23 protein-coding genes are annotated in these 21,456 nt (G+C 35.3%); 17 read left to right on the forward strand and 6 right to left on the reverse strand.

Annotation, left to right across the window (positions count from 1 at the left end; genetic code table 11):
* Nucleotides 1-62: 62 nt before the first annotated feature.
* Nucleotides 63-2,303 carry an NAD-dependent DNA ligase LigA gene (gene ligA, locus BM018_RS02740; protein ID WP_159428144.1) on the forward strand — a complete coding sequence of 747 codons (2,241 nt, stop codon included), beginning with the start codon at nucleotides 63-65 and terminating at the stop codon, nucleotides 2,301-2,303.
* An 18-nt stretch (nucleotides 2,304-2,321) separates the two neighbouring features.
* Here the strand turns inward: ligA and BM018_RS02745 are convergent, their stop codons facing one another.
* Nucleotides 2,322-5,819 (reverse strand): hypothetical protein, encoded by a 3,498-nt coding sequence (locus tag BM018_RS02745; protein WP_092318381.1) that lies wholly within the window; start codon nucleotides 5,817-5,819, stop codon nucleotides 2,322-2,324.
* A gap of 158 nt (nucleotides 5,820-5,977) precedes the next feature.
* Between BM018_RS02745 and murB the strand changes: the two genes are divergently transcribed.
* Nucleotides 5,978-6,925 (forward strand): UDP-N-acetylmuramate dehydrogenase, encoded by a 948-nt coding sequence (gene murB / locus BM018_RS02750; RefSeq protein ID WP_159428145.1) that lies wholly within the window; start codon nucleotides 5,978-5,980, stop codon nucleotides 6,923-6,925.
* Here murB and BM018_RS02755 read toward each other — a convergent pair.
* Nucleotides 6,922-7,539, reverse strand: coding sequence for a tetratricopeptide repeat protein (locus BM018_RS02755; protein WP_092318385.1), 618 nt, complete (start codon nucleotides 7,537-7,539; stop codon nucleotides 6,922-6,924). The two genes, murB and BM018_RS02755, sit on opposite strands and share 4 nt — an antisense overlap.
* Nucleotides 7,540-7,743: 204 nt before the next feature.
* Between BM018_RS02755 and BM018_RS02760 the strand changes: the two genes are divergently transcribed.
* From BM018_RS02760 to BM018_RS08130, 15 genes are all read left to right on the forward strand, one after another.
* A complete protein-coding gene (locus BM018_RS02760; protein WP_092318387.1) occupies nucleotides 7,744-7,932 on the forward strand; it encodes a hypothetical protein in 189 nt (62 codons plus the stop codon).
* 49 nt (nucleotides 7,933-7,981) lie between these two features.
* A complete protein-coding gene (locus BM018_RS02765) occupies nucleotides 7,982-8,815 on the forward strand; it encodes a hypothetical protein (protein ID WP_092318389.1) in 834 nt (277 codons plus the stop codon).
* A 182-nt stretch (nucleotides 8,816-8,997) separates the two neighbouring features.
* Nucleotides 8,998-9,486 (forward strand): hypothetical protein, encoded by a 489-nt coding sequence (locus BM018_RS02770; RefSeq protein WP_092318390.1) that lies wholly within the window; start codon nucleotides 8,998-9,000, stop codon nucleotides 9,484-9,486.
* 156 nt (nucleotides 9,487-9,642) lie between these two features.
* Entirely contained in the window at nucleotides 9,643-10,119 is a 477-nt protein-coding gene (locus BM018_RS02775; RefSeq protein WP_143280383.1) for a hypothetical protein, read from the forward strand.
* Between the two features lie 498 nt (nucleotides 10,120-10,617).
* The gene (locus tag BM018_RS02780; RefSeq protein WP_092318393.1) at nucleotides 10,618-10,977 is read left to right on the forward strand and encodes a hypothetical protein; all 360 of its coding nucleotides are present in this window, start codon (nucleotides 10,618-10,620) and stop codon (nucleotides 10,975-10,977) included.
* A 12-nt stretch (nucleotides 10,978-10,989) separates the two neighbouring features.
* Entirely contained in the window at nucleotides 10,990-11,124 is a 135-nt protein-coding gene (locus tag BM018_RS08125) for a hypothetical protein (protein ID WP_268751001.1), read from the forward strand.
* 355 nt (nucleotides 11,125-11,479) lie between these two features.
* Entirely contained in the window at nucleotides 11,480-12,472 is a 993-nt protein-coding gene (locus BM018_RS02785; RefSeq protein WP_092318395.1) for a hypothetical protein, read from the forward strand.
* A gap of 30 nt (nucleotides 12,473-12,502) precedes the next feature.
* The gene (locus tag BM018_RS02790; protein WP_143280384.1) at nucleotides 12,503-12,748 is read left to right on the forward strand and encodes a hypothetical protein; all 246 of its coding nucleotides are present in this window, start codon (nucleotides 12,503-12,505) and stop codon (nucleotides 12,746-12,748) included.
* A 34-nt stretch (nucleotides 12,749-12,782) separates the two neighbouring features.
* On the forward strand, nucleotides 12,783-13,043 hold the full coding sequence (locus tag BM018_RS02795; protein ID WP_159428146.1) for a hypothetical protein: 261 nt from the start codon (nucleotides 12,783-12,785) through the stop codon (nucleotides 13,041-13,043).
* A gap of 100 nt (nucleotides 13,044-13,143) precedes the next feature.
* On the forward strand, nucleotides 13,144-13,422 hold the full coding sequence (locus BM018_RS02800) for a hypothetical protein (protein WP_092318401.1): 279 nt from the start codon (nucleotides 13,144-13,146) through the stop codon (nucleotides 13,420-13,422).
* A gap of 168 nt (nucleotides 13,423-13,590) precedes the next feature.
* Complete coding sequence (locus BM018_RS02805) at nucleotides 13,591-14,064, forward strand: hypothetical protein (RefSeq protein ID WP_092318403.1); 474 nt, start codon at nucleotides 13,591-13,593, stop codon at nucleotides 14,062-14,064.
* Nucleotides 14,065-14,192: 128 nt separating this feature from the next.
* The gene (locus tag BM018_RS02810) at nucleotides 14,193-14,684 is read left to right on the forward strand and encodes a hypothetical protein (protein WP_092318405.1); all 492 of its coding nucleotides are present in this window, start codon (nucleotides 14,193-14,195) and stop codon (nucleotides 14,682-14,684) included.
* A 114-nt stretch (nucleotides 14,685-14,798) separates the two neighbouring features.
* Entirely contained in the window at nucleotides 14,799-15,092 is a 294-nt protein-coding gene (locus tag BM018_RS02815) for a hypothetical protein (protein ID WP_092318407.1), read from the forward strand.
* 9 nt (nucleotides 15,093-15,101) lie between these two features.
* Nucleotides 15,102-15,413: a hypothetical protein gene (locus BM018_RS07575; protein ID WP_159428147.1), complete on the forward strand. Its 312-nt coding sequence runs from the start codon at nucleotides 15,102-15,104 to the stop codon at nucleotides 15,411-15,413.
* Between the two features lie 11 nt (nucleotides 15,414-15,424).
* The gene (locus BM018_RS08130) at nucleotides 15,425-15,556 is read left to right on the forward strand and encodes a hypothetical protein (RefSeq protein ID WP_268751003.1); all 132 of its coding nucleotides are present in this window, start codon (nucleotides 15,425-15,427) and stop codon (nucleotides 15,554-15,556) included.
* A gap of 278 nt (nucleotides 15,557-15,834) precedes the next feature.
* Here the strand turns inward: BM018_RS08130 and BM018_RS07780 are convergent, their stop codons facing one another.
* The 4 genes from BM018_RS07780 to BM018_RS02840 form a co-directional block, all read right to left on the reverse strand.
* Nucleotides 15,835-16,050 carry a hypothetical protein gene (locus tag BM018_RS07780; RefSeq protein WP_092318411.1) on the reverse strand — a complete coding sequence of 72 codons (216 nt, stop codon included), beginning with the start codon at nucleotides 16,048-16,050 and terminating at the stop codon, nucleotides 15,835-15,837.
* 290 nt (nucleotides 16,051-16,340) lie between these two features.
* Nucleotides 16,341-16,883: an isochorismatase family protein gene (locus tag BM018_RS02830; RefSeq protein ID WP_092318413.1), complete on the reverse strand. Its 543-nt coding sequence runs from the start codon at nucleotides 16,881-16,883 to the stop codon at nucleotides 16,341-16,343.
* A 22-nt stretch (nucleotides 16,884-16,905) separates the two neighbouring features.
* Nucleotides 16,906-19,221: a fibronectin type III domain-containing protein gene (locus BM018_RS02835; protein WP_092318415.1), complete on the reverse strand. Its 2,316-nt coding sequence runs from the start codon at nucleotides 19,219-19,221 to the stop codon at nucleotides 16,906-16,908.
* Between the two features lie 8 nt (nucleotides 19,222-19,229).
* Nucleotides 19,230-21,347 (reverse strand): fibronectin type III domain-containing protein, encoded by a 2,118-nt coding sequence (locus BM018_RS02840; RefSeq protein WP_143280387.1) that lies wholly within the window; start codon nucleotides 21,345-21,347, stop codon nucleotides 19,230-19,232.
* Between the last annotated feature and the right edge of the window lie 109 nt (nucleotides 21,348-21,456).

The following is a 21,456-nucleotide window of genomic DNA, read 5'->3' on the forward strand; positions in this document are numbered from 1 at the left end:
TAGTATTATAAGGAACAATGCCAATTCAATCAAGTTTCGCAGTGAAAATTAAGGAGTTTTTCATGAGTTTAGAACGCCTTCATGAATTACGTAGGTTGGTAGAATACCATAATAAACGTTATTATCAGGACGATAATCCAGAAATTTCGGATGCAGAATATGATAAACTGTTCCGAGAACTTTTAGACTTAGAAGCCGCTCATCCGGAAGCTTATAGTCCGGATTCACCGGCATTACGTGTAGGTACAGCCCCACTAACTCAGTTTGTTCCATACCACCATCGGTATCGAATGCTCAGCTTAAGCAATGCAATGACTAATGCCGAATTCGAAAATTTCTTTAACACAGTTATGAGTGTTCACTTACCTTCTTTAGCAACCCCTAGTATTGTTTTAGAATATAAATTTGACGGATTGGCACTGGAACTTGTGTATAAAAACGGTATTCTAACCGAAGCATCAACGCGCGGCGATGGCGAAATAGGCGAACTTGTCACCGAAAACGTGCGCACCATACGGAATGTTCCTTTGAAATTAGAAGGTTCAGCGCCCGGGGATCTTGTTGTTTACGGCGAAGCAGTAATGTTGAAAAAGGATTTTACTGAGCTTAATAATCAACGCAAAACCAATAATGAAAAAGAATTTGCTAATCCCAGAAATGCAGCTGCTGGAAGTATTCGTTTACTAGATTCTCGCCAATCAGCGGAACGAAAATTATTTTTTTATGCCTATGATGCGAAAACTGAAGATAAATCATCTATAATAGGAATAATTAACACTCATACAGAACGTATCAACGCTCTGAAAAAACTCGGGTTCACTGTGTCGCCTGTGCTTAAAATAATTCATCCCGGCAATCTTCATGAAGCTTATGAATTCTATCGAGAAACAGAAAGCAATCGAAAAGACCTTCCTTATGAAATAGACGGAATAGTCGCAAAAGCTGTTATGGACGAAGTCCGGGAAATTTTAGGTTTTGCGGAGCGTTTTCCTAAATGGGCTATCGCATGGAAATTCGAACCCGAAGAAGCACAAACCAAATTGCTGAACGTAGAATACGAAGTTGGACGCACCGGAGCTATAACACCAGTAGCTATTCTTGAGCCTGTGGATTTATCCGGAGCTATGATATCCCGTGCATCCCTTCACAATTTCGATTATATTACCGAACATAATTTCCGCATCGGTGATACTGTAGTTGTAAAGCGTGCTGGAGATGTCATTCCTCATATTGTCCGCTCTATCATGGAAGATAGGACTTCTTCTGCCTGCACTATAGAAGAACCTAAAGCATGCCCTGTATGCGGCAGCTTGACAGTGAGAGATACTGTAAAAACAAATGATGATGACCGTCAGCATACCCGCGTTATAAGGTGCTCTAATACAGCTTGTCCGGGCAAGGTAAAAGCACGTATTCGGTACTTTGTTTCAAAGCAAGGATTAGATATCGAAGGTTTTGGAGACCGTGTTGTTGAAGAATTGTTCAATAAAGGATTATTAGGATCACCGATATTTCAATATACCGATTCCTTAGCTTCCATTTTTACTCTTCATCAGCATAAAGAAAAATTAATTAGTCTTGAAGGATTTGGCGAAAAAAGTATCGATATGCTATTATCAGAAATCAATAAGGCTAAAACAGTATCATTATCACGTTTTCTACAAGCTCTAGGAATACGAAGCATCGGAACCGTTAGTGCTAACAAATTAGCAAAATCGTTTTTATCCCTACCGAGTGTCGAACGAGCTTACAGTCAAGGCGGCCGTGAATCTGAATTGATTCAACACATGAAAGAAGCAGAAAAAAATATTCAGGAAATTTTAGCAAAACCAAGCATCAATGATAAACAAAAGTTAAGCGAACTAAGAGCAATAAAAGCAACAACTGCAAAAAGTACTCTTCTTGGTCCCAGCGCTACTGAAGAAATAATTAAATTTTTTAGTGATTCCCATAATCAAAAAGAACTACAACTCCTATTTGATACTGGTTTTTCCGTACGTGAAGAAGAAAATTATCATAATGCCTCCTTAGGAGATAATCCTTTCATTGGCAAAAAAATTCTTATTACTGGTAAATCAAACCGTTTATTAAGTCGTGAAGATATGATTAATTTTTTGAGCAGCTTAGGCGCAGAACCTATGGCAGGAGTCACTCGAAATACAGATTTTATTATCGCCTGTGCAAAACCAGGACCAGACAAAATACGCAAAGCTTTGGAATATGATATCCCTATCCTTGAAGAAGATGATTTTTTTAATCAACTCGATTCAAATATTATACAAAAATACCGTGAAAATCAATGAGAGAGTGTCTGCCCTCTCTCATTTTAGATTAACTTCATAAATAGAAATTTTACCTGAATTATTTTTAATGAAAAGGACAGGTCTATTTTGTTCATTTGGGAATGCCTCAATACTTATAGCATGTGTCGCAATACGTCCCATATGTTCCCAAGTGGGATTTGGAGAAGTACCCATTGAAATCTCATTCTGCAAAGCACGTGCTCCATAAACTTCATTATTTTTATTAATCCAAAATACATAAAGATATTGCTGCGGTGTTGAGTTAGCATCATGAAATACTATATCAGAAACCATAGCTATAGTTTTATTAGTTGTAGGGACATCTAATGTCATTTTTGTTGCTTCATTAGGAATGCCTATATATAAATCTGCTGTTCCAATGTCATCCGAATCTATCGGCCCAATACTGGGATCATCATTAATCCGAGTTAAAGAAAAATTTTCTTTAACCGAATCGACATATGCAGCAATATAAAGCTCACGAGAATTATCAAGAGTGTGAATAATAGGTATATAAGAAGCCGTAGGAAAAGTCTTCTGTTCATCTGTAGAAGAAACAAAATCTGTAACACCTCCACAGTCACGATAACTATAACGCAAAAGCTCTGTATTTCCTAAAGTCACCCACATATCTTGAAAAGCATTAGCTCCTACAGTATTTGTAGAAGATCCAACAACAAAAAAACGCATTTTTGCACCACGAAGAGAGGTCTCGGCTGTTATAACAGAATTTATTGTTGGCTCGATAGGAGTTGATGGAACTGTAGGAGAACCGGCATCAAATGGTATATATGCTCTTTTCACAACAAAACTATTAGGAGTAGCAGTAGATTCTGTATTGTAAGTAAATACCAAATGAGGTGTTGTTCCTCTAAAATTAGCATATAATATTCTAGAAGATCCTTGAACAATAGAATCTGCTGAATTGGTAAAAGTAAAAGCATACGGTTGCAGTGATTTCGGACTTGATCCCCAGCGGAAGTTTAACTCTGATTCCGTAGCACTTATTGGGTTAAAATACATCAGAGAATATTGCAGATTATTCCCTCCATTAAGCATGGGATTAAAATAGCCATAGAGATCTCTTACTCCTGTCCCAGGAGTTATTGATGGATCAAGATTATTATTGGTTGCAATATTTACGGAAGGAGACCCAAAAGTCGATTTAGGAAACTCTAACATATTGAAAAATAAACCACAACGAGTACTGTACCCAGCAAGACCAATTTTATCCCTTTCCGCTTTTAATGCATGGAATAATTCTCCAGAACTTCCGTTGAATCCCCCTATATCTTTTGCCACAAGATAAGCATAAGGATAAGTCGGACTTTGTTTTAGTCTCCACGTGCCATTATTTGTGATCGTGATATTATAAGAGGCAGCTGCTGTAGGAATATTAAATGCAAGAGATACCTCTAATGAATCCCCACGTGCATTACTAATATACATTTTCACATCTCTGTAAGCTAATCCTACACTGGGATCGATAATACGCCGCCAATTTGCCGTAAAATATCCAGTTTCTAGAGGTCTGTTGACTGTTGTAGATATTACTTCTGTAGCTAAAACCTGATTATTTTCTTCATCTTTAAGCACAATATTCAATGGCATGAGATCATAAAGAAAATTTTCCGTATACAGTTGTCTTGCGGGAACAACCAATTCAATAGTTTTTGGTAACGTAGAACTAGTTCCTATGACCCAATTAATCGAACCAGAAGGTGGGGGCACCAAATGCGAGTATTGGAATGTATTAGTGATTTTTACAGTATCTTGGGAATCCAGAGCAGAAGGCTGATTTGCCGCTACTGTATTTTCAAAAGGCGAACTTAATATTGTATTTCCGTGAATGTCTTCAATTGTTAAGAATGTCATACAAGTAAGTGCCGTATTTGTATAGGGAACCGTAAAATTACCAGAGAATTGTTTAACTTGAGGATCATAAAGAAAATTAGTCACAAACAAAGTATTTGTACTATCTTTTATATAAAATTTAAGAGGAAATGTAGTATCAATATTAGCCCATACCCTGGTCGCTTCAAGGAGGCTGGTTTGCGCAATAACAGTAAAGTTGACTTTAGTAGGTCGAACACTGCTATCTGTAGTAACCTTATTAGTTACAGGAGCACTTAGTTGAATACCATCGCTGACTTCTAATATAAGATCATAAGTACCAATCGCAGGGATAGTGATAGAAGGTGTTGGTGAATAAGGATTATTAAAAATTCCTCTATGGACTATTTTCCAATAGTATGTCAGAGGATTTTGATTATAATTTATTGAATTTGTGCCGCTGACAGTAAAAGGACGATCGGGAACTACCCTTGACGGCGCTTCAATAACTGCAACTGGTTGTTGTACTGAAACAATAGGTTTATCAATAAAATTTTGATTGTCATAAATCATCAAGTGCAAATAAGAATTATCTATATATCCTATAACCGGACTTGTATCAAAAAGAGCAAAATTTAAATCTTTGATTTCCGAGGATGATATCGTATAAGAACCTAATTGAGTCCATGAATTAAAATCTTGTGTCGTAATAACACGTGGTTTATCCTCTGGTGTAATGAATGCCAAGTAATAGAGTCCATTTTTATCTTTTCTGAGAATTCCATTTGATCCATTAATAGGATTTTTATTTTTAGTAACAAGTTCATATGTATTTAAATTGAGAGTTTGAATATTTAATTTATTATTCTCATCACTAACAATCCAAATAATATAATCCAGATCTCTATCTTGAAATAGTGATACATTTTGTGATGGAAAGTAAGATATCAAACGTTCTGTGATGACAGATTTATTTTTCATTTTCTTGACATAGAGAGATTCAGTCGTATCAAGATAAACAAAAATAGATTCATTAGCATTGTTTTGTAAAGCAAGGAATTTTTCGGGAATTGTTGATAGTACTCTGAAAGTTAAAATAGAAGTTTGCTGAGTTGCTTGAAAAATTGCTGCCCATAGTTCATCTCCATCTATATATGCTAAAACACCCTTTTGATTATCAGCTGAAACTCCTAACGAAATATCAATGTCATCAGGCAGAAGACGGGGTTTGAATTCTACTAATAAATCCCATTGATCCAATGCTGATCGTTCTAAAACACGAAACACTATGTCATCAAGAACTGTATTTGTAGAAACTGTCGCAATAAATTTTTTGGAAGAAAATGCAAAATCCCAATTGAGAAGCCATTCATTTTCCATATGAGCAAATTTAAGATAAGGAAATCGCCAAGAAACAGAAGAAGTCGGCACTGATGATAAATTCGCATTATTTACTGTATAACTAGTGCCTTCAAAATAAAAAACATCAAAAGAATCTTTCATACCTTGTAATGAGTATCGATCCTTCTTAGTATAAAATTTATGCTGAGACAAAATACTCCACCCAGTATCTTTATTGACTACCAAACGGTTAGGTTGACCATCAATAAGAACAGGAAAAGTTCGGCAGGATGATAAAAAAAGTATAATCAAATAAAAATAGATGCCTTTCCAAGAGAACACATTTCACCCCATAGTTACTTTTGACATAAAATAGTATAAAACATTTTATACTATTAAAGCAACCATTATCTATTATTTATTTGAGTAATTTTAACTATAATAGATTGAATTTTTATTAAGTCTTTGCTATAATAGTTAACATGTTTATGAAGGAATTAATGTTAGATTCAGATAAATTTTGCCAAATTCTGCATCGCTTTTTGCCAGATTTGGATGTCAAAAAGGAAGCTTTTTTATCTCAATATACTACCATGCAAGTAGGAGGAAGTGCTAAATTAATGGTATTTCCGTGTAACAAAAAACAATGTTGTTTGTTATTCTCATACTTGATACAAGAAAATATTCCTTATTTTATTTTAGGCAGGGGTTCTAATATCATTGTCAACGATCATGGAGTAAATGCAGTAATCATCAATACACAATATCTTGATTGGTTTGCAGTCGACACAGCTGATCCTTACTGTATCACAGCAGGTACAGGGCTAGAACTTAAAGATCTAAGTGTTAAAGCTCAACAATTAGGATTGAGCGGCTTGGAATTTACCTGCGGGATACCGGGTTCGGTAGGGGGAGCCATATTTATGAATGCCGGCGCATATGAAGAGGAAATAAAAAATGTTTTAATATCTTCACTAGTCCTGCACCCGAAACATGGTATTTCTATGTATAGTAATAAAGATCATCAATTTGGCTATCGTCATAGTATTTTTGCACATGAACCCTGTATGATTCTAGAAGCGCAGTTCAAGCTTATGCCGCTTGCTTCGGAAGAAATAATCAAAAAAATGAAAATTCTTACTCAAAAACGGGAAGACAAGCAACCTTTATCGTTGCCAAGTTCTGGAAGTGTTTTTAAGCGTCCTGAAGGATTTTTCGCCGGCAAGCTGATCGCTGATGCAGGTCTTCAAGGGTTCCGTATAGGAGGCGCTAAAGTATCAAAAAAACATGCAGGGTTCATCATCAACACCGGAAACGCTACTGCACAGGATGTTATTAACTTAGTTTGTCATATTCAACAAAAAGTATATGAAAAATTTAATGTCAAACTCGAACCTGAAATCAAATTTTTAGAACCTGACCTGACATTTAGAACATTTTCTTTTTAGTCTTTATTTTCCTCCAAACATTCAATATATCGATCTCGAAAAGCAATTAATAATGTTTCTGCTTTTTTATATTCGTGCACTGCCATATAATGTGCAGCTAAATCAAAAGCTGTTTTTGTACTTTCAAAAAGATCATCTTGCGAAAGCTTTTTCTGCATCATTTCATTAAATTTTTTTTCTGCATCTTTTTTATTCCCGGCTTGACTTAGCAGTTCATCAAAATTTTTAAGACTGAATAAATTATCATTTTTATCTATCTTCATCAAATTAGCACAAATAATACATTGTTCTTTAGCTAAATCCAAATTACCTAACAATAAATAAACATCAGCAAGTAGCTCATGAACACGGAAATTTTCGAAATCGGTGATTTCCAAATTAAGAAGATGCTGCAGTGCAGTATTAAGCTTATTTTCTTTAATAGCCTGTTCTGCCTGTGCGAGAAAAGAATCAAATTTTTCTACAGCAACAACCCGAGCTTGCAGAATATTTGCCGTATTTTCAACTGATTCAGTCTTTATAGGAATAGGAGTTGATTCTCGCGGCGGAATTACAGGAGCTTGATTAGATGGATCAACTGCGCGAGGATTTGGATTTTTGATAACTTTACCCATAAGATACCTCTACTTATTCTTATCGGAAAAATATAAAAAAGTTTAATGAAATTTTTAGAGTTATCATAAAATATAGTCCTTATACCTAATATTTTCTTTGCTACTGGCTATTTTAATGCAGCTATACATACTATCCATTATTGGGGATATGCTAGTGATCCGCTTATTAAACGCAGCTTTAAGCTTTACGGAAATGGAGAAAAAGTGGTACCTCTAAAGGATGACGATTTGAAATATTACGTAAAACAAACAACAAATTTAGTATTTTCAGGACAAGATTTACAAATTGCATTGACACAAATTCTGCCAATGACCCGAGGTAAACGTTCTACAGGAGCTTCTGCACGTATAGTTAGAAACTCCCTTAGGAGAAGCTACTGTTTTATCAGTTAAACTTTACCCTCCTAATATTGAAATATATCATTTGGAATCAGGAAATTATATGGGCATTGAGTATTATGATGATCCTGTTTTTGAAAAATTAAGATTAAAAGTGGCTCATGCTGCTTCCGAAGCTGAAGTACTCAATGAGCTTAAGCAGAAAAAACTGTTCAACTGGGAAAGCGAATCTACATCTGAAATCCCATCACGAGTTTTGAACACTGTAGCTCAAGGACCAGCAGGCAGATCCATAGTAAAAACTACATTATTTTCTGATACGAGCAGCTCCGTATCTTCTATTACCATTCCGAATGCTTATAACTGGAAAGAAACTATTCAAATGGATTTTGACGTACAAAATTTAACAGCAAAAATAATAGAAGTCAATAACAAAATAAGTAACACCGCATCTTACAAAATTAAGATGATCGAAGACGAAAGCGAAATAGCAGGCATTTTTCAATTATCCGGTACAGGATTACTTAATGGGATGTATTTCTATTTGCAAATCACAAATACCGCTAATATAGCAGGCCTTTTATCAATGAACCTTAGTCAAACAGATGTAAAAGATTCAAGCAAAAGTATACCTGTCCCTTACCAAGATAGATTGAAAGCTCAACAACCACATCGTGTTGTTATTAACTTAGAAAAACGAGGGATTTCATGGTTAGACATACAAGAAGATGGTTACTACCACAATTTGAAAATAACAAATTATTCTTTCAATTCTCAAAATAGGACAGTTCGGATTAAGATTATCACCAATTCTACCCCTATGATATCATCATATAAACTAACGATAACTAGTAATAAATCAGAAGATTTTGGTGTATTCAAACTGGAAAAAACTAGTATCCTTTACCCCCGGGAGCAACTGCTGATAATGATTTAGAATATCCATTTGATGAAAAATTTGTATCCGTAAAACTAGGTTCAGGTGCCGATAGTACAAGGACGAGATTAGATATAACAGATCCTAATCCAGCAGACAATAATCGATCTAAACGAGAAGCATTACTATTCAACTTAAGCGAACAAAGTGCCTTACCCAGTGGTAATAAAATCATAAAATATATGGGAGCACAAACACCATGGGTTCAATTAAATACTCCTAATGGATATTACATTGAAGACAATACAGAAATATGGAATGTGGATTCTGATGTGATGGAAGCTACTATAATGCGCATGTCTACTTCAGGGAACACAACGACGACAAATGCTAATAGGTTTCCAATTACGATGGAAAATGATGTATACAGTTCGGAAGGTGGTTTTAAATTAGGAACTCCTATGAAAGTTTACAATGGCACAGGATTAGATTTTCCTGAGTTAACAACTCCGAAATACGAAAACTGCTATTTTTATGCAGTTACCGGAACCGGTCCAAAGTCTGATGAGGCGCGTATTACAAACAGTCCAAACAGTGTTGCTGATCCCAAACAAAAACTTCCTTTACACCTTAACTTTCATACTTTGGAAAACTCACCTTTAAGTTATGCAGTCATTGGAAATATTTACAAAAATGCAAAAGATAAAAGTCATACTTATATTCAATACTAAGCTCCAGCAACAGCAAGCAATGGTAAATATCTTCTATACAAGACAACAGAATATGGTTTTCTGCTGGACCTCTTACAAGTACAAATTACAGAAATTCGTGAAGACAATACACGCATAAGCCATACATACTCTATTCAAATGATGAAAAATAATAGTGTGACAGAAGGGGTTTTTAAGCTTTCAGGTTCGGGTCCTTTGTCAGGGCGAATTGTTGCTATTGGTGTAGATCAAGTATTTTCTAATTCTTCCTCAACACCTACAGGACGTTGGTTTAGATTATATATGAATCCTAGAACTGCAGATACTGATACAGTAGAAAAAGCATTACAGGAACTAAAAAAATTAAAAGATGCTCATCAGTTTACTCACGACATAAAACAAGAATCTTCGCTATCGGATAGTTTATTGACTCCTAAGACAGATATATGGGGTATGCTTTATGATCCTACCCCTAGTTCTCCGAATTATACAGAAATGCTCTACTATAGAAAAAATACTTCAAACTTCATTTTTGATGCTTCTGCCCGGACTGTAACAGTTAAATCAAGTACTCGTAGTATTAACAATCGGGAATCATATGGATATGAAGTCATGGAAGCTCTTGCTCAGAGAAGCAAATTATGCTGTTGCTGAATGGTAACGGCTTGCATGGAGGGTAAATATTTAGGATTTAAAACCGATGCCGGGACATCAGGACATGCTCGAATAACGATTTCAGACACAGTAGGTAATGTAAAAAATCTCTAGCAACAGCTTATATGATTATAGAAAAGAAAGCACGTTAACTTTTTCAAGTAATGTAGTTAAAGACATAAATTGACATCTGATGCCGATGATTCCTTTATTAAAGTGCAGGAAAACGGCATTTGGAGTAGTTCGGATACTGAAGAATTATTCTTTAATTATGACAATATGACTCTTCAATCCGTTGAAACCAAAAGGGGCAGTAGGTCGTTCTTATACTTATAATATTATTATGCTAAGCTCTACAGAGAATATTGCAAACAGCATAACCAGCAATAGAAAAGCTAAATTTTATTTGAAATCAGCTGATAATGACGCAACAGCTCCTTTACATAAAAAATACAGGCGAATTCAAGTAGAGGATAGAAGCAATCCTAAAAAATCAGATTGGGACGCGGGGCAACTTACGCAGAAGCAGAATTTAATAAGCTCAATCAGACCAGCCCTGTACCACAAAATGCTTGGAATTTCAGAGATAAAACCAGCACAGATACTGATATAAAATCGATTATTACAGCATTTGCAAAAGTGTGGACACGCTTAAAGTTAGAAAATAACAATTTTTATTATTATGACTCTCAAGATACGGAGAATTGGACCTTTAATGCAGAAAACAAACAAGTTACTATTCAGTTCATTTCAGGAAGCTCTAAGACTGAAAAAATTTATGATATCGGAATGCGCAGCAGCATTGATGATAATAATGGTATTTTTGTTCTGTCGGGTGCAGGTAAAAAATATGATTAAAAAGTAGTACGCTTGGAACTAGGCACAGATACCTCTGGTAATTTAGATAAAGACCAAAATGCTCGTATTGTTGTTGGAGAAAGTGGAACAACAGCCGATCTCAGCGAAACAGATTCTGTTAATAAGTATAATCAATTGAAAAGCTAAAATGAGTGGAATTTTAGAGAGAATCATTTGGCAACCAGTCTAAATAGAGCCATCGCAGAAGCCATTGAAGTTAAAGAATGGTATAGTTTGGAAAATGACACGGTTCCGGCTTCTTTAAAGTTACGACCAAAGTAAATTTAATTCGCTAAAATTTCAAGTGTATACCAATAATTCGGAGACAGAAACAAAATTAACTAACATTATTATCCAACATACCAGTACAACAGATGTCCATGCTGCAGTTATTATGAATTATAAAATGTATAATGATATCAGTGACCAACGGGCCATTACTTAATTAGTAGGAGGTCATGCTCCGGATAATACAGGATTAAGCAAATATACTAACAAATACATGGCAATCGAACTAGGAACTGCTATCAACGACCGCTTAATGAAAGTAGGAATTGGAGATTCTCCTGAAGCTGCACAAAATGCATTAAATCTTCATGTGATATGGAATTACATGGATAAAGAAATGGCTATAGCTAATGATAGAGTGATAGAAGAAGCGATCAAAAGGAGATCTAATATTTGGATTTCTTACAGAGACAACATGATAGATGACAGTGACCCAAATCCAAGTTACTCTTCGGCAAACACTACCAATGCTTTATTCATCAGAGGCAACAAAACAATAAAAATGCAGTATGTCGCAACACAGAATGGGATCACAGAAACTTTAGAATTTATTTATGATTATACGATGATCGAAGATGAATCCACAACAAAAGGAGTTTTAAGACTTTCAGGATATGGAGAATTTGCTGATATGTTCATGGCTGGAGAACTGGGAAGCGGTGTTAAACAAAACAGAGCACAAATAGCATTCGGTACTGATACTGAAAAATCAAAACAAGCATTAGAACAATTAAAAAGCTCTGGAAAATGGAATTTGTTTGAACATAAATCATTATTAATAGGACATCAAGTATTAACAACTCTTGTTGCTCAACACAAAACAAAAGATAGCGTTGTAAAGGTTACTGGAGGTACGGGAATTTTTGATGTATATGGTGAAAAAAATACAAAAAAATATACTTTTGATACTTCACAAACTGACCCAACTGTAACGGTTGAAACAATTGTTACAGGTGTGGTGGCTTCACATACTCACACGGTGGAAATGACTCAAGACAGATCCTCTACAGAAGGAACATTCCAGCTTATAAATTCTGGATCTCCTGATCATAGCAAATACTTTGGTATAAAAATTGATAATGACAATACTCACTTGTTCTCAGATAATGATCTCGATGTTGTTACAGGTTACTTCACATCGGATATGCCCGAAGCAGACCACAGATATGAAAATAATATAAAAAAATCAGATTGGAGGGAAATATAAAATGCATTAAGTACAGGTAGTATTGTTCGCTTGGATCAGGATGGAATTTATTTGTCTCATCAAACCAAACATCGGAATTATAACGCTCAAAATGATGACTTGACTATAGTAACAGTTAGCGGCTCTACTACCACTACTACTTATAAAGCCATCCCCATTACAAATATTAATGTTTCAAGCGGTGAACATAAAAAAGGAATGTTTTTCTTGAATTCTGATAATTCTGGCGGCTCTTATCACAAAAAATATATAGGTGCCACCATATTGTCAGATTAGAAACAAATTAAACTTGTTGCCTATGATACTCCTGTTGGCACTATCTCGGGATTTAAATACACAGACTTTTGTTAATGCATCAACGTTAAACAGTGTGAATATTTCAGATAGTATGCTGCAAGACATAGGAAGTATTTCAAAAGTATGGAAAACGTTTCTAGACAGACTATATGTTTTTGACAAAAATAATACGATACAATATACATTTGACATCAAAGAACGCGTATTAACCAAAAAAGTTATAAGTTCGGGTACTCCAGAAGCAGATATTTACTATAGAATTAAAATTTATTAATGAAGATGATACAGAAAGTACCAATATATTATTCCAGATAATTTCCAGTACGTTAAACGGCAAAATTATACCTTCTGGTGATTCAGATATCAATAAATTTATGGCATTAGGAATCCCACCTGATCGGGATGTACTATTTTATGCTTTTTATCAGGATTCAAATGCTGCTATAATGAATAGAAATAATTCCGATCTCTTTCTTATTGCTGAAGAAGTAGCAGATAATTCAACACGTGTATTGAATTTATGGGGAACAGTTAATAATTCACTATGGTTTAAAACAGACAACACAGGTGATGTGTTACCGGCAGAAGTTGCTCTGAATTTCGATCTCAATAAAGGAGGAGATGCAGATACTCCCGGTCCACATTATGTTTAGAATCTTTACACGCGCGCAACTAAAGGACTCCAGACTGTTGTTAACTCAGTAAGTGGAAAACCGTTCTTTGTACAGACCTTAAAAGATATTTCACCAACAAGTTCTATCTCATCAAAATATATGGACAAAATCCTTCGGCTTCAGACAGTTTTGCGCTAGGAAGCGGCGTTGATTACCAAGCAGGTAAACAACTACTCAGTCAGATATCAAATAAATCTCTTTGGAATAGAAATCGGTAAAGGTGTTAACCATTTTAAAGCAAAGATCGTAGAACATGATACAATAGAGGGTACTCAAAACTTGCTTGAAACTCAAAAAGATTACAATTATCAAGCAGATGCATTTATTAATAGTGCGTTAGCATTTATGACTAACTTAGCATTTAAAAATCCTGATGCTTCCCCAAAAGAAATTCAGACTTGGCTAGATCTTAGTGCAGAATCTGATCCTGCAGGATATATTTACGATCCCAATAATCACACAAATTGGACTATTGATGCAGCTAACCATACATTAACTGTTAATATTGTGAGTTCTTCTCCGAGAAGTTATATTTATGAGTATTACAAAATATACTTATGGAAAAATTCTGTGCTCAAAGGATGGGTATGCCCTGGATGGCATAGGACCTTACAAAAATAAAATATTATTAGTTCACAGAAAAGCGAAAACAGATAATAAAGCTATATTTGCTATAGGAAATAATTTTACTACTCTCTAATCAGTTACCAACGGGGAACTTTTCAGACAGTGAAGCTAATTTATATACATTGGATTCTAAACGTATTGATTTAGGTGTAATCAATACCATAGGAAATAGTGATTCTGTTGTAAGTCTTTATGATTTTCAAACCACCACTCCTAGACGAGTATATGATCCCGAAGAAACAACAGAATATTACTTCCATACAGATCAACATAGGGCAACCATCTATAAATTTTCCGGAGATATTAACAGTACTTATACTTTTGATCTTGTTATGATAGAAAATATCAGCACTAACGAAGATATTTTCCAATTAGCTAACGGACCACCGAGTGCATCAGGGTTTGACCGATGGTTCTATGGAATGAAAGTACACAATAATAATATTGTTATTACCTCAAATGCCACGAAAGATGCAGCAAAAACAGCAATGCAGAATATTCAAGCTACGGATGACAATGCAGCACACTTCCGACGAAAAAGCAGTGTTCCCGGCAACAACTCACAAATATTGAGTGATTTGAGAAGCGACAGATCTATTGTCCTCCTAGATTAAAACAGAGCTTATCAAGACCAAACAACTGATGAATATTCATTTGATGCATCTACAAAATCACTTCAAATAATCAAAAAAATTAATAATGCAATTACTAGTTCATTTGTATACAAAGTGATAGTTGTAGAAGATTATAATACATTAGCTACCGGAGCTGATCAATTTAAAGGCACTTTATTACTGAAATCTTCATCAACAGGTGCACCGTTGGATAAAAATTTCCTAGCAATGCAAAGGCATCATGAAAATACAACTGGAAACAGTTATCAAAATACTCTGCCAATTAACACCTTTAGGATAACGAATGATGTTTCAAAGCTACTGCAGAAAGTCAGAGAGATACAGCAGCATCGCGTTGGCATAGAAAAACACCTCTCAATATTGATTATACAGCTTCTCGTAAGTTAGGTACATTATTTGACGACATTGGGGAATACGGGTCAGAATAAATACTTATATGATCGTAGAAACACTCAAGAAATGAAATTCAATTATAATAATAAAACACTTACTGTAACTAATATTGTTGCTCAAGCTAGCAACTTAAGAGCAGCAGATACTAACATAGGAGAATATACTGTTTGGATTACGAATATACAAGGATCAACAGACAATGATGCACAAAAGATTTCATTCTTGTTGTATCATATTTCAGGAGCATATAATGCTTATAACGGTAAATGGGGATCAAGATTCCAACAGCAGAAGATTCTATTCATCAGGGAATAGGATTTAGTACATTGAACGAAGCAAAAACTCAATGTGATAATGGTGATCCTACAATGATTCCGTTGCCATATGCCACAAATTCCTCTGATGCTATTTCTAATTTGAACCGTGATTGGGAAGATATGATTGCTGGTATCCTATAAACCAAGATAATAAAACAGCAAAAGGCCAATTAGTATATGATCCCAATCCTGGAGAGAATAATAGTGTCAATCCAGGTCCTGTATATGCTGTAAACTTTAATTTAGGAGTATAGGAGAATGCACCTAATTCTGCTGTTTTAATAGGCAGTCAAAATATAACTCAGATCCCAGATAATGCATTATCAAGATTTTTTGTCCGTGTTATCAGTTCGACAGATTCTTATAACGCAGTATATTATGTATTTTATCTAAAATATTATCTGATGTATCTTGTATTGCTATTTTTGCAAAAGTCCTACTACTACAAGATACATACCTCCATACTGTCCATTGCCATGCAATCGATAAACCCCTTGGAGACCGGAAACATCTTCAATCACTTCTACAGCATATTTTTCTGTTGTTTTAGATGATCCTATAATTTTAGAAACATTAGCAACCAAAATCTCCATCAAACAAAAATGAAGAATAATTTTCAGGAGTCCAAGAACCATCACTCTGAAGTGACTTTAATTCAACCTTTCCAATTGTATCAATAACTTTTCTTTGATTATAATTTAATTTAAAGCGTCTTCTTTTAGAAGAGAACATGCAGCTAATACAAAAACAATACTTAATCCACATTTTTGATTCATTTTTCTTGTTCCTACAAGAGTTCCAAAAAAAATAATTATAAATTATAATAAATTTGTCAACTTTAAATTTCTATCAGAAGATTTGAAATTAGAATTAAGATTTCTTACTTTTTTCAATTTTACACATAAATGTACAATTAATTTTTCCATTATTTAACAAGTTGCAAAATTCTTTTAGCAATAGGATTAGAAAATGATCTCAGTAATTCAAATAATACACTCTCTACAGAAGTTACCATAACATGCTCCAAATCAAAACGCTTAAATGCTATAGCTTTGTTTTCATCTGAGCGTGATGATACAGCATCTTCAACAACCACCGGATTGTAACCAGCTTGCTTTAAATCGACAGCTGTCTGTAAGACACATACATGTGTTTCTATTCCAAATAATAATATATTTTGACAAGGATTTTGGTCTAGCCAGCTTTTATAGTCCACAGAATCATAACAACTAAATTCTATTTTTTCTATAGGGTTAAAATTTTTCAACAACTCCTCAACAGAAGAAACAGTAGGTCCTAATTTTTGAGGATTTTGTTCAGTAACCGCAATTTTTATATCTAAAATTTGCAAGCCTTGAATTAACATTCTAATGCGATCAAGCATTTGATCATATTTACTAATATGAGGCACAAACTTCTCTTGAATATCAACTCCTAGTGCTGTTGTATTAGATGCCAATAGACGCATAGTAATCTCTTCATCAAAAATTTTAACCCCCGCCTTCCTCAAACAACGCCAAAATACCACTATGAGTGGGTTTATTTTCCGTTTTCAGCACCACCGAACGCAAAAATCCCGCATCAGTATAACTATATATTTTTTGCAATGTGCCATGTACCGGATGGTTATAAACAGCAGTCAAACTTCCGCCAATAGCATATCCTCCGGGAGCTCCAAGAAAATTATTATAAGTAACCGTACCAGTATACAAACCAGAAATACTTACAGGTCCTGTCATATAAGCACCCATAGGCGATATACTGATACTAATTGACGGATTACCAGTAAGCTGTACTTCAAAACTAATATAATTATCCCATCGGCTTCTGGCACCTGACATACTGGCATTATAATAGTACATCCCCTTATAACGCCCTGGAATACTACCACTACTGCCGTTATCTCCAAAACCTCTAATTTGTGTTTGGGCATGAATAATAGTAAAATCAACATCCAATAAAAATTCATCAATATCAACAGGCAAGCGATAGGCAATACCTGATAATGATCCGACACCTTCTGCACCACCGCCATCTACAGCTACAACACGGTATACATAACGCCGCAAAGGCACAGTATTCAAAGGAGCTTGATAACCAGTATCATTAACAGTTGCTACTTTTTTATAATCATTTAGTGTCAAATGCTCTACACTAGCACCTGCATGTTTCAATGTGGCACGATAGATATTATATTGTTCAGCATTAGGAACAGCATCCCATTCCATTGTTAACGTACGTTCCGTTGATGTTTTATTATTAAGAATACGGAAATTTTGAGGTTGCCCTATTTTTTGGATTTTCCCCAAAATAGGCTCCGACCAATCACTCACAGAACCGGCATTAACTTGAACTTTATAATAGTATTCTTTAGAGGAAAGATCCCCAATATTAATATCATGACTAAAAGAAACCCTATCCCGACCGGATCCGCCAGCAACATACCCAGCACGTGTATACGAACCATCACGTGACTCAGAAAAATCAATATTATATTGCGTTGCACCGGGAACAGGATCCCAAGACAAAACTACTTTATTACCAAAACCGGTTGAAGCCGTAACATTAGAAGGCGGACGATTCACCCAACCCTGAAGTGGTGTAGTTTCGGATCCCGGAGCAGGATTAAATGCCGATATTTTATAATAATAAATATATGAACCTGTAGGCGGAGTATCCCTATAAGTAACAACATCTTTATCATTAATAGTCGCTATTTCTTCATAAGGGCCATTTTGGCTGGAGGATCTAAAAATAGTATACCCCTTAGCAGAATCAACTTTACTCCAAGTGAGCACAACATTAATAGAATCCGTTCCCTGCGAAACCTGAAAATTTTCAGGCATTGGAGGTGCAGTATCTGTTTTTTTATAGCTTTTTACCGTCCGGCTCTGACGCAATGTATAGTCATTATTATAAAGCAGTGTATAGTAATATATTTTTTCCGATTCCGCTGTATAATCGGAATAAGTAGGAGATTCGGATGCAGCCAAGGTTGCAACCGGTATACCGATAACATTTTTATCTTCCGAACGGTATACTATATACTGCTTAACCGTAGGCAGAGTAATCCATGTCAATACAATTTTATCATAAAACGCCCCTGCAGTAGAAGACAACCCTGCATCCCCACCAAATGTATATCCTTGTATAGGAGATGAAAATCCCGAACTCACAGGTCCATAACTACCGTCACTGCGCCGAGCAACAGAACCAACACGATAATAATAATAGGATCCTGCAACAACATCATCATCTTCATAAAAGGGATAACGTACAATTGCTACTTCTTTCCAACCCGCTCCTAACATATCTGGATCCGTCATAACATCAGGATTCATCGAACGATAAACTTTATAAGCATCTGCATCATTAACCCTATCCCATTCCAATCGGATCATAATTGGTGACTTACCTTCTACTGTGCGGACATTACTTGGTGGAGGCTGGCTCACCATAGTGCCCGAAAAACCATCAGTGGCCTCAGTCGTATAAAGCGGAGTATTAATATTATTATAGGCACGCACTTTATAGTAATATGTTTTCCCTGATGTAACATCATAATCTTTAAACTGATCGTTATTAATTAGGCCAGAAATGGATTTAAACGTTCCTAAATCTGTTTCGCTACGGAGTACTTGATAGTGCTTGTAGAAATCATTTTTTGTCCATGTAACTTCAATATGATCATCAAAATTTTTACTGGCTTTTGCTTGAAACTCATTAAGCGTTTTATCAATCAACTTTGTTTTTGCACACGAACTGAAAAACAAAACAAAAAATATAATTATCCATTCTTTTTTCATAGCAACCTCTAATATCCGTTAGGTTTATTGACAGGCTCATTGAACCAAATTCCTATAGTATCACCTAATAAACCGCCTGCATTTTGATTCATAGGAATCACCTCAAAAGCAGCATTTTCACGCGAATATCCAAAAAAATCACTCAATACATACAATCCTGTCATACTGGAAGTCATCATTTCATTATTAAGCCATAGTTTTGTATCCTGAACAGTACTGTGGGTATACCAATCTTCTAAAAGTTCTCCTCGAGAATGCCGCACTTGATAATGAGAAGCTCCAGATACAGCCTTCCAAACCAGCCATAGGAAATTACTTGACCCACCTTTACTTGGAACTTGATCAATACCATATGCATATTTATCAACATTCAGATCACCTGTTGTAGTGTTGCTTCCTTTAACAATAGTGGTATTCCCCCACCCTGTTCCGCTAGCCCAGTTGTGTGGAATTCCTAAATGTTCAGGAGCTGGAAGAATATCTTTAGGATTAATTGCCGAACCCTCTTCAGGAATTTCACTCAGTATACTTTCATTTCCATTGGCAACCGCCGCAATTTTATAAGAATACATTGGATATTTAAAACTGCCGTTAACAAAACTACCTTTATACTGGCTTTCATTAAACTCAGTATCATTATATTGTAAATCAGTTACTGGATTTTTGTTTATTTTTACATACTCCCCTTCATTTGGACCTTTACGATAGATATTGTAAGAATCAATAGTTTCAGAATTATCTTTCTTTTCCCAAGTTAAAGAAATATTCCCAACTGTCGATGTGATTTTCCACCATTTTTCTACAGTCCCCACCATAGATTCTTTCAGGCTCCCCCAACTTTTCCAATATATATAAGTTTTAATATTTGTTGATTCAACCTTATTAGTCATATATTTTCGAGCATTGGTAGTGATTGTTTTAATGACAGGAGGTGCTGGAGTCAAGCTTTGATACACCGCTGTTCCTTCTTCTCCTGCTAAATTACCTGCATTAGGATTAATAGCCTGAACAACATATTCTACACGCGTCCCTAAAGGTTCATTAGACACAATACACATTGTTGAGGTGGTAGACACAGGAACCATCCGTGTACTTCCTGTACTTTCCTTTTTAGACAAAATATACGTAAGATTTCCTGATTCGACAGCAGACCATGAAATTTTAACAGTGTATGGATAAGAAGATTTATCAATTTCCACCTTGACCTGTGGTGCTCGAAATAAATCATCTGGATTAATAGCTGATCCTTCAACGGCCGTACTAGCACCCGAATCCTGAGAATTTTTAACAGCCACTATCTTATAGAAATAAGAAGGATATTTAAAATACGATCCCTCATATGATCCTTTAAGATCAGGTAACGCCCAATCAACATACTTATTTCCAATCACAAAAGGTGCCACTAGCGAGTAGCTCCCATCCTGAAAAGAAGAACGATATACTTTATAATATTCAACAGTTTTATCTTCATCCCAAGAAAGCTCTATAGCTCCAACAAAATTACGACTATTTTTAGAAGCGGAAAGCCCTTGTGGGGCATTTAAAGTACGTCCTTGTTGAGGTTGGCCGATCATTTCACGTTCTTTAACCTTGCCATCAATATCAACGCCTACCGCCGTAATTTTATAATAATACGTAGCACCTGGCTGAGTTGATCTATCAGTATAAAAAATACCGCCTGTCTCAGAAATTTGCCGATAAGTACCCTGCGACTTATCAGATCGGTAAATACGAAAACGATCCTGTGCCCCGCCGAACCAATAAAGCTCGATTCTGTCGCTGTACTTGTCAATAGAAGCTTTAAGATTTTCTGGAGCAATAACTTTATCAAATGAAATATATGCACGCTTACCAGATAAAACCGGTGATTGACCAATTATCCGGCCTGACCCGTTATAAGCAACAACTTGATAAAAATATAGTTTTCCGGGAATAGTATCCTCATCGAGCCATGAAGTTTGTACAATATTGCTCCTGAAAAGCACTAAATCGCTATCGTTTTCTCCTCTATGAATATTAAACGTAACAAAATCCCACTGGGATGACCAGTCAAGAACAATACCTTGTGTTGATGTTTCTTGCGAAACAGTTAATGATAATAATACAACGGCTTTTGTTTCCGTCATGAAAACCTTTTCGCAAGATAATAATAAAATATTTAAAATAAAAAAATATAAAAATTTCCGCATATAAAGACCCTATAAAATATATAAAATAAAAAAACATTTTTAATGC

The organism is Brevinema andersonii, assembly GCF_900112165.1.
GTDB lineage: Bacteria > Spirochaetota > Brevinematia > Brevinematales > Brevinemataceae > Brevinema > Brevinema andersonii.